General features: G+C 63.5%; 13 protein-coding genes and 2 pseudogenes. 10 read left to right on the top strand and 5 right to left on the bottom strand.

Features of this window, described 5'->3' with window-relative positions:
• Positions 1 to 50: 50 nt before the first annotated feature.
• From AT984_RS15260 to AT984_RS15290, 7 genes and pseudogenes are all read left to right on the top strand, one after another.
• Positions 51 to 761: pseudogene (locus tag AT984_RS15260) on the top strand (YggS family pyridoxal phosphate-dependent enzyme); the annotation flags it as partial.
• Between the two features lie 145 nt (positions 762 to 906).
• The gene (locus AT984_RS15265) at positions 907 to 1,857 is read left to right on the top strand and encodes an IS481 family transposase (protein WP_058720828.1); all 951 of its coding nucleotides are present in this window, start codon (positions 907 to 909) and stop codon (positions 1,855 to 1,857) included.
• Positions 1,858 to 1,906: 49 nt separating this feature from the next.
• Entirely contained in the window at positions 1,907 to 2,653 is a 747-nt protein-coding gene (locus tag AT984_RS15270; protein ID WP_058720829.1) for a c-type cytochrome, read from the top strand.
• Positions 2,650 to 3,969: a c-type cytochrome gene (locus AT984_RS15275; RefSeq protein ID WP_058720830.1), complete on the top strand. Its 1,320-nt coding sequence runs from the start codon at positions 2,650 to 2,652 to the stop codon at positions 3,967 to 3,969. The genes AT984_RS15270 and AT984_RS15275 overlap by 4 nt, the downstream gene beginning before the upstream one ends.
• Positions 3,970 to 4,487: 518 nt before the next feature.
• Positions 4,488 to 6,056, top strand: coding sequence for a methyl-accepting chemotaxis protein (locus AT984_RS15280; protein WP_058720831.1), 1,569 nt, complete (start codon positions 4,488 to 4,490; stop codon positions 6,054 to 6,056).
• Positions 6,057 to 6,138: 82 nt separating this feature from the next.
• Positions 6,139 to 6,477: a TonB family protein gene (locus AT984_RS15285; RefSeq protein ID WP_058720832.1), complete on the top strand. Its 339-nt coding sequence runs from the start codon at positions 6,139 to 6,141 to the stop codon at positions 6,475 to 6,477.
• Between the two features lie 471 nt (positions 6,478 to 6,948).
• The gene (locus AT984_RS15290) at positions 6,949 to 7,476 is read left to right on the top strand and encodes a hypothetical protein (protein WP_058720833.1); all 528 of its coding nucleotides are present in this window, start codon (positions 6,949 to 6,951) and stop codon (positions 7,474 to 7,476) included.
• A gap of 24 nt (positions 7,477 to 7,500) precedes the next feature.
• On the opposite strand, the gene AT984_RS15295 is transcribed toward AT984_RS15290, so the two are convergent.
• Positions 7,501 to 7,944 carry a cold-shock protein gene (locus AT984_RS15295; protein WP_058720834.1) on the bottom strand — a complete coding sequence of 148 codons (444 nt, stop codon included), beginning with the start codon at positions 7,942 to 7,944 and terminating at the stop codon, positions 7,501 to 7,503.
• Between the two features lie 156 nt (positions 7,945 to 8,100).
• On the opposite strand from AT984_RS15295, the pseudogene ylqF reads away from it, so the two are divergent.
• A pseudogene (gene ylqF, locus AT984_RS15300) lies at positions 8,101 to 9,033 on the top strand (ribosome biogenesis GTPase YlqF); the annotation flags it as partial.
• A 150-nt stretch (positions 9,034 to 9,183) separates the two neighbouring features.
• On the opposite strand, the gene AT984_RS15305 reads toward ylqF, so the two are convergent.
• The 4 genes from AT984_RS15305 to AT984_RS23035 form a co-directional block, all read right to left on the bottom strand.
• Complete coding sequence (locus AT984_RS15305) at positions 9,184 to 10,194, bottom strand: S1/P1 nuclease (protein WP_058720835.1); 1,011 nt, start codon at positions 10,192 to 10,194, stop codon at positions 9,184 to 9,186.
• A gap of 128 nt (positions 10,195 to 10,322) precedes the next feature.
• The gene (locus AT984_RS15310; RefSeq protein WP_058720836.1) at positions 10,323 to 10,769 is read right to left on the bottom strand and encodes a hypothetical protein; all 447 of its coding nucleotides are present in this window, start codon (positions 10,767 to 10,769) and stop codon (positions 10,323 to 10,325) included.
• Positions 10,770 to 10,825: 56 nt separating this feature from the next.
• Positions 10,826 to 12,013 (bottom strand): hypothetical protein, encoded by a 1,188-nt coding sequence (locus tag AT984_RS15315; protein ID WP_058720837.1) that lies wholly within the window; start codon positions 12,011 to 12,013, stop codon positions 10,826 to 10,828.
• Between the two features lie 234 nt (positions 12,014 to 12,247).
• Positions 12,248 to 12,391: a hypothetical protein gene (locus AT984_RS23035; RefSeq protein WP_156422052.1), complete on the bottom strand. Its 144-nt coding sequence runs from the start codon at positions 12,389 to 12,391 to the stop codon at positions 12,248 to 12,250.
• 155 nt (positions 12,392 to 12,546) lie between these two features.
• On the opposite strand from AT984_RS23035, the gene AT984_RS15320 reads away from it, so the two are divergent.
• Positions 12,547 to 12,843 carry an SCP2 sterol-binding domain-containing protein gene (locus AT984_RS15320; RefSeq protein WP_058720838.1) on the top strand — a complete coding sequence of 99 codons (297 nt, stop codon included), beginning with the start codon at positions 12,547 to 12,549 and terminating at the stop codon, positions 12,841 to 12,843.
• 6 nt (positions 12,844 to 12,849) lie between these two features.
• A complete protein-coding gene (locus tag AT984_RS15325) occupies positions 12,850 to 13,314 on the top strand; it encodes a MerR family transcriptional regulator (protein WP_082680061.1) in 465 nt (154 codons plus the stop codon).
• The last annotated feature ends 2 nt before the right edge of the window (positions 13,315 to 13,316 follow it).

Here is a 13,316-nt window from a genome sequence, read left to right on the forward strand (position 1 = left end):
GACAGGGCAGTCCGCAGTGGAAATTAGAGTGAAGCAGGGGCCGGGCCATTATGGCGACGATATCGAGCAGGATTCAAAAACAACATCAGCGCATTGCCCAAGCCTGCCATGCCGCCGGGAGGGATGTGCACAGTGTCACGCTGCTGGTGGTGAGCAAGACATTTCCGGCCGAGGACGTGCGCGAAGCCTTTGAGGCCGGCGAGCGCCGCTTCGGCGAAAACTATGTGCAAGAGGGCTTGGACAAGATCGCTGCGCTGGCCGATTTGCGCGATCAGCTGGAGTGGCATCTGATCGGCCCGCTGCAAAGCAATAAGACCAAGCCGGTAGCAGAACACTTTGACTGGGTGCACAGCGTGGACCGGCTGAAAATCGCGCAGCGCTTGTCCGAGCAACGCCCGGCGCATCTGCCGCCGCTCAATATCTGCTTGCAGGTCAATATCAGCGGCGAGGCCAGCAAGAGCGGCGCCAACCCTGCCGAGGTCCCCGCCCTGGCCCGCGCCGTGGCCGGCCTGCCGCGCCTGCGCTTGCGCGGCCTGATGGCGGTGCCTGAGCCGGCCGCTCAGTTTGAGGCGCAGCGCCAGCCACACCGCGCCTTGGCCGCTTTGCTGGCCCAAGTGAGAACTGAGTTGCAGGCTGAGCAGGCCGCGCAGCAAGACCTGACCCTCGACACCTTGTCCATGGGCATGAGCGCCGATCTCGAAGCCGCCGTCGCCGAAGGCGCCAGCATGGTGCGCATTGGCTCAGCCATTTTTGGTAGCCGGGCGGCCAAGCCTGCGGCGGAAGCCTCAACCGCGCCTGACGCCACTAGTTGTGAAGTTCCAATAGGTTGTATCGGGTGTTCACCCGGACTGGTTCTGAGAGACTGGAAATCGCCAAACCCCCAGTCAGCTCAGGAGGACAACCCAGATGAACATTCATAAGAATGCCCGATTGACCTACGTGCGTCGAATCGAAATGGTTCAGGACATCACATTGCGAGGCCAAACTGTGGCGCAAGCCGCAAAGGCTCTCGGTGTCAGCGAGATGACGACCCGCAAGTGGCTTGGGCGCTACCTTGCTCAAGGCGAAGCCGCCCTGTTCGACAAGTCCTCAAGGCCGCAGAAATCGCCCAGAGCGATTGACCCCGGCAAGGCGCTTACCATCGTTGAGTTGCGCCGCAAGTTCATGCTGCAAGCAAGCATTGCCTCCAGCCTGAACGTTTCCAAGGCCACCGTCAGCCGCGTCCTCAGACGAGCCGGCCTGTCCAAGCTCAGCGATCTACGTCCGCCTGAGCCTGTCGTGCGCTATGAACATGAAGCGCCTGGCGATCTGCTGCACATCGATACCAAGAAGCTCGGGCGTATTGAGCGACCCAGTCATCGCGTAACCGGCAACCGCGCAGACACGTTCGGCGGCGCAGGCTGGGAAGTCTTGTTTGTGGCCGTGGATGACCACGCCCGCATCGGGTTCACGCAGATTCACCCCGATGAGCGCAAGAGCAGCGCAGTGGCCTTCCTGCAGGCTTCAGTGAGCTACTACGCGGGGCTGGGTGTCACGGTGCGAGCGCTTCTCACGGACAACGGCTCGCCGTTCCGGTCGAAGGACTTCAAGCAGGCCTGCGCTGAGTTGAACATCAAACATCGCTTCACGCGGGCCTACCGTCCACAAACAAACGGCAAGGCCGAGCGGTTCATTCAATCGGCACTGCGAGAGTGGGCGTACAGCCAGACCTACCAGCACTCCCGCGACAGAACCAGCGCGCTGGCGCGATGGATTCATCACTACAACTGGCATCGACCGCATCACGGCATTGGATGCCGCCCGCCCATGTCCCGTCTTCCTGATTCAGGCAACAACGTCTTGACTCTTCACAACTAGTTGAACAGGAAGAGGCGGGCCGGCTGCTGCTGCTGCTGATAATGCCCGCATGACTTCACCTCTGTTTTCGGGCTGGCTGGCCCGCGCCGCGCTGAGCTGCTTATTGGCCGGGATGGGCTTGCCGCAAGCAAGTGCAGCGACGGCCGATGCCCCCTCCCGGCCCACCGCCACGCCCTTTGAAGACAGCATCGCCCAACGCGCGCAGGCCTGCACCCTGTGCCACGGCAAGCAAGGCCGGGCCGCGGCCGATGGCTACTACCCGCGCATCGCCGGCAAGCCGCAGGGCTATCTCTACAAGCAGCTGCTCAATTTCCGCGATGGGCGCCGCCACTACGGCTTGATGAGCGATCTGGTGGCACCGCTCAGCGATGCCTATTTGCTGGAGCTGGCCGGCTATTTCGCGCAGCTGGACCTGCCCTACCCGCCGCCGCTGCCCGCCAGCTTGGGCGCGGCTGAATTGGCGCGCGGCGAGCAACTGATATTCAAAGGCGACCCGGGGCGCAAGCTGCCGGCCTGCGTGCAATGCCACGGCGCCAAGCTCACCGGCGTGCAACCCTTCATCCCCGGCCTGCTGGGCCTGCCGCGCGACTATCTGAATGGCCAGCTCGGCGCCTGGCGCAGCGGCCAGCGCCAGGCGGTGGCGCCCGACTGCATGGCCACCATTGCCAAGACCTTGCGGCTGGAGGACATCAACGCCGTCAGCCAATGGTTGGCCGCCCAAGCTCTGCCGGCCGGCGCCAAACCCGCCCTGGCACTCCCGGCGCCGCTGCCCATGGATTGCGGAGGACTGCAATGAGCCGCCAAGCCGTGAATTGGCGATGGACGCGAGGCCTCGGCGTGCTCCTGCTCGCCACTGCAACAGTGGCTGCGTCCGCCATCTGGCTGCTGAACCGCCCCGACGCGGCCGAGCCCTCATCAACGCCACTGGCGGTTACGCCAGCCCTGATTGAGCGCGGCGCCTATCTGGCCCGCGCCGGCAATTGCATGGGTTGCCACACGCAGCGCGGTGGTACGGCCTATGCCGGCGGGCGGCCCATTCCCACGCCCTTTGGCAGCGTGTTCGCCCCCAATCTGACGCCGGACCCACAGCACGGCCTGGGCCTTTGGTCAGCAGATGATTTCTGGAACGCGCTGCACAACGGCCGCAGCCGCGACGGCCGCCTGCTCTCACCCGCCTTCCCCTACACGAACTACAGCCTGGTCAGCCGCGCGGATGCCGACGCGCTTTATGCCTATCTGCGCAGCCTGCCCGCCGCGCCCCTAGCGAATCGCCCGCATGAGCTGCGCTTCCCCTATGGCAGCCAGCCGGCCCTGGCCGCTTGGCGCGCGCTGTACTTCCGCCCCGCCGTGTACCAGGCCAATGCCAAGCAAAGCGCCGAGTGGAACCGCGGCGCCTACCTGGTCCAGGGTCTGGGCCACTGCAACGCCTGCCACGCGCCACGCAATGCTTTGGGCGCCACCGCCGGCCAACAAGACTTCAGCGGCGGCATGTTGGCAGCCTTGGGCTGGTATGCCCCGTCTCTACATGCGCGCAGCGAAGCCAGCGTGGCGCAATGGCGCCCCGAAGATTTGCGCGCTTGGCTCAAGACCGGCAGCAGCAACAGCACGCAGGGCAGCGCCCTGGGTCCGATGAGCGAGGTGATTCTGGGCAGCACCCAATACCTCACGCAGGCCGACCTCAGCGCCATAGCCCTCTATCTGCAAAGCCTGCCTCAGCAAGAGGCGGCCCACCCGCCCACCCGCAAGCCCGAGCCCTCGGCAGGCGCGGCACGCGCGGCCGGGGCGCAGCTGTACGAGCAGCATTGCGCCAGCTGTCATGGCGCCCAGGGCCAGGGCGTACCCGGCGCCTACCCGGCCTTGGCCGGCAGCCGCAGCGTCACCATGGCCAATCCCGCCAATCTGCTGCGCATCATCCAGCGCGGCGGCTTCGCGCCGGCCACAGCAGGCAATCCGCGCCCCTACGGCATGCCGCCGTTTGCCAGCGTGCTGAGCGACACCGACCTCGCCGCCCTGGCCAGCTATCTGCGCAGCGCCTGGGGCAACGCGGCGCAAGGTGACAGCGACATCCGCCCCATGGACGTCCTCCAGCTCAAAAGCCAACGGATTGACTAAGCACCGAGCACCAGACTCCAGAAGGAGTTGAGTGGCTGACAAAGGCTCGGTCGCGAAGCGAAGGCATGACCTGACCCTAATCAACCAAGGGTAAACCCTTCACTCCAAGAGCTGGCGGTCTTTGCGCCGAATTCTCTAGGTGTTTGCCCCCACCGCTCTCCGCGTATTTCTTCACGTGCGCGAAATTTCGGCTTGCGCCAAGCTGACGCGAAGCCCCGACACTTGGCGCAGGCTAAACGTCTGGTTACAACTCGCCAAAAACACGGCGCGTCGTGAGCCCGATCAAAGCCAACAAGCAAGGGCCGCAGCGGCCCGCGGCAAATGTCACGTCAGTCGGTTTACTTTCCATCTGCACCGACCTTTTGCTCAAGTCCGCGGCGCCCAAACCGAAATGGTGACAAGCCTCGCTGCAGGCCAGTCCCAGCCAAGATCATCATGTTCGGGGGCCAACAAGCAGCCAGAACATGAGCCATCGCGGATTACAAAGAACAGTTGTACGTTGAGGAGAAGCTTTCCCCATGAAGCTATTGACAGATTTGCGCATCAGCCACCGCCTTGCGGTTAGCTTCGGCCTGATGATGGTGCTGATGATCGGCATCGGCAGTTACGGCGCCAACACGGCCAATCACCTGGCCCAAGACTTGGACCGCACCGCCAACTCCAGCCTCGTGAAGATTGCGGCTGCGAACTCGCTGGAAAGCAATGTCAACGTGATTGCCCGCGCCTCGCGCGATCTGCTGCTGCTGGATGAAGCACGCCAGATCAAGAAGCAAAAGGCCGCCATCGCCACCGCACTGCAAGAAAGCGAAAAGCAGCTGGCCAGCCTGGAAGCTTCCCAGGACCAAGACAAGGAAGAAAAGGACCTGATCGCTCAAGTGCGTGAGCGCGAGATCAAGTTCTTTGCCGCCGTTGCCCGCTTCGAAAAAGTGCAGCAAGACGCCAGCCCTGACGAAGCCCGTGAAAGCCTGATCACCGATGTGCGCCCGGCCCAGCAAGCCTACCAAGACGGCCTCAAGGCCCTGGTGGATTTGCAGTTCAACCGCGCCCGTGATGTGGCCGTGTCCGGCGGCGAAACCGCCCGCACCTCGGTGCTACTGACCGGCGGCATCGTGCTGGTGGCGGTGGTGCTGGGTGTTGGCGGCGGCTTTGTGATCACCCGATCCATCGTCGTGCCGGCCCAGCGCGCCCAGGCGGCTGCCGAGGCCATCAGCTCCGGCGACCTGAACATGCTGATTCAGCCCAATGGCACTTGCGAGCTGAACCAGATGCTGCACGCGATGAAGGAAATGCAAAGCGCGCTCTCCGGCGTGGTGTCCAGCGTCAGCAGCGCTGCTGGCGAAGTGGCCCAGAACTCCAGCGAGATCGCGCAGAGCAATGTCAATTTGTCAGACCGCACGGCCCGCTCGGCCGCCAGCCTGCAAGACACAGCCGCTTCGGTTGAAGAAATCGCCGCCAATCTGCATGGCGCCAGCGACTTGACCCGCCGCGCCTCCGGCATCGACACCAAGGCACGTCAATCGGCCTCGGCCGGTGGCGCCGTGGTGGCCAAGGTGGTGGACACGATGGAAGAGATCAGCGCCAGCTCGCGCAAGATCGGCGACATCATCGGCGTCATCGACGGCATCGCTTTCCAGACCAATATCCTGGCCCTGAACGCTGCCGTGGAAGCAGCCCGTGCCGGTGAGCATGGCCGCGGCTTCGCGGTGGTGGCCTCCGAAGTGCGCGCTCTGGCTTCACGCTCGGCGGCTGCTGCCAAAGAGATCAAGGTGCTGATCCAGGAATCCTCGGTCAAGGTCGAGAACGGTACGGCCCTGGTCAATAACGCTGGCGTCACCATCCGCAGCGTGGTCGATGAGGTCAATAACATGGGCCAGCTGATCGAAGAGATCTCGCATTCGGCCCAAGAGCAGGCCGCTGGCGTGGGCGTGGTCAATAACGCCATGAACGAGTTGGATCGCACCACCCAGCAAAACACCAGCTTGGTGGATGAGCTGGGCCGCTCGACCGACGCGCTGACGAATAGCTCCTCGCGCCTGCTGGAAGCCGTTGGCTTCTTCAGCCCGACCAAGGCCCACGCGCGCTACTGAGTTCGCTGCAAACCTCACTGGCTTGCCACACCATTTTCAACACGAAGAATTCACGACTTCCTCACTCCCCAGAGGCTTCATCATGACCCACGCAGTACCTTTCAACACCCGCTCCATCGCCCTGTTCTGCGGCGCCTTGGCCCTGGCGTTCGCCGCCCACGCCGCAGCGCCCAAAGTCATCAAAAAGGTGCCGCCGGAGTTTCCGCGCGAAGCCGCCCAGCAGTCCATTTCCACCGGTGCGGTGAAAGCCAAGATGTCGATCGACGGCGATGGCAAGGTCACCGGTGTTGAAATTCTGGAAGCGGAACCCCGCCGCGTCTTCGACAAGGCCGTCACCCGCGCCTTGATGGACTGGCGCTTCGAGCCCTCCGGCGAAAAACAGACTCACGAAGTCAAACTGGTCTTCAAGAACGAAGACTGATGAAAAAAGAGCCTGCTGATGCAGGCTCTCTCATTTGGGCATTTGGGTATGTGGATTAGGCTCATTCAGCAGCGCGGGAGGCGCCAGCTGCCGGCCAAGCCTCAGGCCACCGAGGTGCCGCGCCCATCTCCGCAGGCGAACTCAGCGCTCGCCCCCTGCCCGGCCCCAGGCCTCAGATCACCCAGGCCGCAAGAAACATCACGCACACCACCGCCAACATCAGCTTGTGGCGCGGTTTCAGCAGCGAAAGTGTGGGCATGAGCAGCTCCTGCAAGGCGGCACCGAGGCTTTAGCCCCGCGCCGCAACCGTTTTGGATGGGCCGATATTTGCCCAAGCCTAGACATGAATCAAGAGGATCTTCCCGCCCCCACTGGCCGTTCCGGGCAGGTTCTGCGCGCCACAAGCCAATTCCGCCCGACTAGCGTTCAAGTTTTGGCCAAGCTGGCCGAACTCATTGCACCGCCGCTGCGATGAAGTTCAAGATCATGGCCGACACCCCTCCTGCCGCATCCCTCGCCGAACTGGAAGCCGCACTCGATGCCATGGTGCAAGAGCGCTACAACCAGGCCGAAAGCGATGAAGAAGCCGATGCGCAGGCGCTGCAGGCGCAAGACGGCGAGTACCTCCAGACTCGCATTCGCTGCCTCGAAGCCTTGCTCAATGCCGCAAACAACGAGGTGGAATGGATAGGCCCGGCAGCGCGCAGCACACCCGGCCAGGCGCTGAGGCGCATCAAAGCCCTGTGCGGCCGCTTCCCCGATCTCTACAGCGCCATGGCGGTTGTGGCGGCCACCCACCCGACGGTATCGCGCGAGATGCTGGCCATGGCCATCAAGCAGTTCCGCCGCGATACCGAAAGCCTCAGCAAAGAAGATGTGATGGGCTTGCTAGTGAGCATCGTCAACGGCGGCAGCCAGGGCTTTGAGGCCGTGCTGCGCACCCGCAAGAACGCCGAGCGCAAGACCGCGAGCTTGCCCTGGGGCAAAGACACCGATTGAAGTGCCTCCTTGAGCGCCGGCTGATCAGCGCGTCTTGCTGACCTTGATCACCTTGGCAGCCTGCGCATAGTTGGCGCTGCCGCCGGACTTGATGTTCGCCACCCACAGGCCTGCACCCGCGGCGCTCAGCGTCACCACACCGGCCACCAGCAACCAAAACGACCAACGTCGCCCGGAGCCTTGGCTCAGCGCGCGCTGGCGTTCACGATTGGCCGCCGGAGCGAGAAAGTCGCCATGGGAGGGAGGTGCAGGCGGGCCATCGCTGCGCTGCACCCGCAGCACCTGCTTGCGGCCTTTTTGATCCACCGCCACCTCGAAGCTCAGGGCCTCGCCCACCTGGGGCGGCTCCGAGCCCGAAGGGAAGGCCGACGCATGGACGAACAACTCCTGCCCGCCTTGCCGGGGCGCAATCGCCCCAAAGCCGCGGTCATAGTTCCAATCCTTTAACGTGCCTTCAAATCTCATCATCGCCTCGGCTCAAGTGCCTTTGCAGCGATCATGCGCCCAAGACTCAAAAGGCCTGCAACAAGCTGTAAGCGAGGCGGCCGACGCGAAACAGCTGTTTACAAAACACTTGTCGAGGACAATACGCCTCTTTCTAGCACTGACAGACTGACTGAGCACATGGCCATCCACTGGTTTCCCGGGCATATGAATTCGACCCGGAATGCGATCAACGAGCGCATGAAGGCCGGCCTCGACGTGGTGATCGAAATGCTGGACGCCCGCTGCCCCGGCTCCAGCGCCAACCCCTTGCTGGCCAAGCTGACCGAGGGCAAGCCCACGCTCAAGCTGCTCAACAAGCAGGATTTGGCCGACCCCGAGCGCACGGCGCTCTGGCTGGCGCACTACAACGCCCAGCCCGACACCCGCGCCATCGGCCTGGACGCCAGCATCAAAGCACCCGCCCAAGCCCTCATCAAGGCCTGCCGCGAGTTGGCGCCCTTGCGTGGCGGCATGGTCAAACCGGTGCGGGTGCTGATTTGCGGCATCCCCAATGTGGGCAAGTCCACCCTGATCAACACCTTGGCTTCCAAGCGCGCCGCCAAAACCGGCGACGAGCCCGGCATCACCAAGCTGGAGCAAAAGATCGTCCTGGCCGAAGACTTCTACCTCTTCGACACCCCCGGCATGCTGTGGCCCCGCATCAGCGTGGAAGAAAGCGGCTACAACTTGGCCGCCAGCGGCGCCATCGGCCGCAATGCGTTTGACGAGGAAGAAGTCGCGCTGGAGCTGCTCAGCTATCTGCGCCGCGACTACGCGCAGGCCTTGATCGAGCGCTACAAGCTCGGCGACATCAGCGCCCTGAATGACGAGGACTTGCTGGGCGCCATTGGCAAGCGGCGCGGCGCGGTGCTCAGCGGCGGGCGCATCAATATGCAAAAGGCCGCCGAGGTCTTGATCTACGAATTCCGCCAGAACATCCTGGGCCGCATCACGCTAGAGACGCCGGAGGAATTCATCCAATGGCAGGCCAAGGCCGAATTGGCCGAGGCCGAGCGCAAGCTCAAGGCCGAAAAGCGCAAGCAAAAGACCAAGACGCCGCAGCGGGGTGGTCCGGCGGTGGCTGCCGTGGCGGACGATGCCCAGGAAAGTGACGCTAGCGACGGCAGCGACGAACTCGGCGAGGGCGATGAAGCGGCCGCTGAAGTTGATGAAGCGCAGTCGTCAGACACCAGCCCGAACGAGCACGAGCAGCAAGCCGCCTCAGGGCCAGATCGCGCGTAAAAGCTCGGCCAGGCGTGCGCCGGCCTTGATGATTTGCTGCTTCTGCAGGGCCGCGCGCTCCTTGCAGTAGCCGGCGGCGGCCGTGGCCGGCCAGCTGCCATTGGCGGCCTTAGGTCCGAAGCTCAAGCCGGCCAAGGCCGGCTTGCCGCTCATCACGGTATCCGTGGCCCAGGCCGTAGGCCACTGCGCCAACTCACCCGCGCTGGCGGGCACGGCACGGGCGGCAGCCACACCGGCGCCTGCCAGCAAGTCGGTGGCCAAGCTGCCCGGAATGCTGTCCCACAAGCCATGCAGCTTGCTGGCGCCGAGCAGCAAGGTGTTGCCGCCCTTGGTGGATGTCTTGGGATCCAGGCCGGCAGCAGCGTCCGGGTCCACCGCATGACCGGCTGCATCAAGGTAGATCGACACCACATGCAGGGGCTGATGCACATCGCCCAGATAGTGCGCGAGCAGGCGCAGTGCCTCTTTTTTGCTCGCAATCTGGAAAGGCGCGGGTGACTTAGCGCCTTGCAAGACGGTGATGCAGGCCTGCATGGCGCTGATCAGGTCGTGGTCGCTGGTGCCCGCCAAGCCCTTGGCATAGTGATCGCGCTGAATCGCCACATCGGTGTAGTGATAACTCTTGTGGCGGCAGACCTCGTCGCTGGAGTTGGCATAGCAATGCGTGGCATTGCGCCGCACAAAGTCCTCCATCGCTTTTTGGCTGGCCGGGTTCTCGTAGTACGTGCATTCGGGGTAAGGCCCCGAGCCGTCGTAGACAAAGGGGGCGCCGACCTTGGCTTGGCCCACACCCTTGGCGCAATCGGCCCAGACGGCGGCCATCTGCAAATTCGAACCTAGGATGGCTCGCACCTTTTTGGCCGTATTGCTGCCCGCCAACAACTGGTCAGCAATACCGCCCACGGTCTGATGGCCGTGTGGGCCAAAGGCCTGAACCGGCAGGCTGAGCAGCAGCGTCAAGCACAGAACACATGGGGTTCGCAGCGACATGGCGGGCCTCCGGGCGGCTTGAATGCAATTCAAGCAGCATAGGCCTGCCAGCGGCGGACGCCAAACTCAAATTGCGGGCGAAGGCGTCGCCCGGCACCGCTGCGCCGCAGGCTGGCACGGCCTGAGCCTCAGTTCACCTCCAAGACCACCTTCACGCTGCTGTCGACGGCGGACTTCTCGATATAGCCGATGGCATCCACATTGGCCGCGACGAACTTCTTTACCTCGTTCGCATTGCCAAGCTCTTTGGGCGGCACGGCCTTGCCCGAGAAGGTCAGGCGCGACCACGCCGCTTTGACCTGCGCGGCCGTTTTGCCGGCGGCCTTGCTGTAGAACTGCTCACGCACCGAGCTGACATCGGGCAGATCGGCCGGCACCGCCATGCCGCCGCCGGGCAGGGTCGAGGACTTGCCCAGGAACACACTCGCCGCCTGCTCTTGCGTCAAGGTGCTGAGCGGGCTCTTGGGGTTGACGATCACGACGACCTGGGCCGACGCTCCTGCCGCCCACAAGCTCAGCAGCAACAGCCCCCAACCCAGCGGCTGGCCCGACTTCAATGACTTGAACGCTTCCATCTTGAACTCCTGAAGAATCTTGACGCCTCGGCGGCCGGCAAAAGCGGCCGCCTCGTTTAGAACACCATGTCGTAGGAGGCGCTGAGCACCCGCGCACTGCCCGCACCCGGCGTCACGGTCGAGTCGCTCACCCGGTCAAACTGGAACTTCAGGGCGCCGCCCTTGTGAAGCTCATAGCGCAGGGCCAGCAACTGGCTGCGCAGCTTGACCGGCGTGTAGGAATCGGCATACGAGTCCTCCTGGTACGAGCTGGCGCCGCCGGTCAGGGTGAAGTCACCGACGCGGTAGCCCAGCGTTGCCAAGTAAAACTGCGCTTTGTAATTCAAAGACTTCCGGGTCGCCCGACCGAACTCGGTTCGCACAATCCAGTGGCCGACGTCAGCATTGAGCGCCAGCCCCAGAAACTCTTGCGCGGGGCCATCCTCGGCCACATCTACCACGCCGCTGTCTTTATCGGTCTGCTTGAACTTGCTGCGCACATAGCTGACGCGGCCGGTGAACCAGTCACGCGAAAACTCGACGCTCGCGCCGCCAATATTCGACCACTCCACCGTTTTGGGTGCGTCGCTGTAAATCCGCGAGTAGGCGTTCTTGCTGCTTTTCTCAGCACCAAACAAGAGATCGGTCCGCAGTGACCAGGGGCCTAACTCGGTGGCATAGCTGAGGCTGGCGCCGTTGTAATTGACCACGTCCCAGCCGTACACATCGGGGCTGGGGCGTATGGTGTTGTAGGCATAGCCCACGTCTTGAAAGTCGGAGTAGTAGTAGAGCGGCAGGCGCTTGCGCCCGACTTGCAGCGTCCATTCCGGGGCGATCTGATAGGCCAGATACAGCCACTCCAGATTGGCATGCTGATCCTTCAAGCCCCGGGCCGTCACCTGCCCCGTCACGCTGAAACTGGGGTTGAACTTCACCGTGCCCTGCAGGCCGATGCGTGACTCCGGGCTGGCACTCAACTCGTCCCCGTAGACGCCGGCATGACCCCAGTCCGCGATGTAACGGGTACAGCCCTTGCTGAAGGCCGGCGCCAAGCCGCTGCTGACGCAGCCGCCGGTCGTTCGCCCCACCACCAGCGAGGCAAAGCCCGAGCCGCTGAACTCCTGCGCGCGGGCTTGCTGGGCGGCAAGCCCAAGACCGAGCCCCAGGCTCAGGGCAAAGAAGAGCCGGCTATGGCCCCACTCAGTCCGATGAACGCGCGGTCGTGATCCGCCACAAATACCCATGAACATCTGGTGCTGCGCCATACGAACCTCCGGTCTGAACGGGGAATGAAGATACTGACAATCATCCCGGCGAACACCGAACCTCGGCGCCGCCGACCCTGGTGTTAACCATAGCGCGCAGACCCCGCGCGTGAACAGCGGCCAAGCGGCCATTTGGGTCAAAAAACCACGCCAGGCCGGCTGTGGCGAGCCGCTCGCTGTTTTTGCGTGAATTAGTCGACACGGCGCGCAAGGACCGGCCCGGCATGGCTTGAATCAAGCCGGCAAAGCAAGCAGCGGCCAGGCCTGGGCCTGGCTGGCGATGGCGCGCCCGGCCCGCCCGGCGCGACTCACGCAAGCCACCAAAGCCCCAAGCCAAGAGGCGCTGCGCTGCGTAGGCGGCGCCTGCAAATCGCTCACGCCGGGCTCGACCCCAATGCAAGAGACACCAACCCCATAGCTTCCGTATACGTCAGGTGGATTTCATATTGGTGAATACCATGTGGCTCGCGGCAGGCGCGTTGACTAAGCTGCCCGTCACCCATCTGGGACATGAACAACTAGCGAGGAACACCATGGACATGACAGCCATCACCGAGGCCCTGCGCGGCAAACTCAGCGAAGACAGCGGCCTGAACGCGGTATTGAAGTTCGACTGCGGTGACGACGGCGTGGCCGTGATTGACGGCAAGAGCGTGCCCAACACGGTGAGCAATGAGAACCGCGACGCCGACTGCACCGTCGCCATCAGCCTGGAAAACCTGGCCGCTTTGCTCAAGGGCGAACTCAACCCCATGAATGGTTTCATGATGGGCAAGTTCAAGGTCAGCGGCGATATGGCCGTGGCGATGAAGCTGCAACGCGTGGTTTGATTCCGCATGTCGGCAGTCGCAAACACCCGCCAGCAACAGCACCGCGCCGCTGCCCGTAATGTGGAAGACCTCAGCGCCCAGGCCCCGGCCGAGGCGCTGTATGGCATCACCGAGCTGTGCCGCGCCTTTGACCTGACGCCGCGCGCGATTCGCTTCTACGAAGACAAAGGCCTGCTGACGCCGCGCCGCGTCAACGGCGCACGCGTCTACACCCAGCGTGATCGGGCGCGGCTGAGTTTGATTCAGCGCGCCAAGGGCCTGGGTTCATCGCTGGCCGAGATCAAGCAGTTTCTTGACCTCTACGGCGCGCACGGTGAAGGCCGCACCAAGCAACTGGAATTCACCCTGGAACGCACGGGCCAGGCCATTGCCGAGTTGGAACAAAAACGCAGCGCCATTGACGCCACCCTGGCCGAATTGCGCATGATCAACACAATGGTTCGCCAGCAACTGGCCGACCAGGAGACCTAAAG

The organism is Paucibacter sp. KCTC 42545, assembly GCF_001477625.1.
Lineage (GTDB): Bacteria > Pseudomonadota > Gammaproteobacteria > Burkholderiales > Burkholderiaceae_C > Paucibacter_A.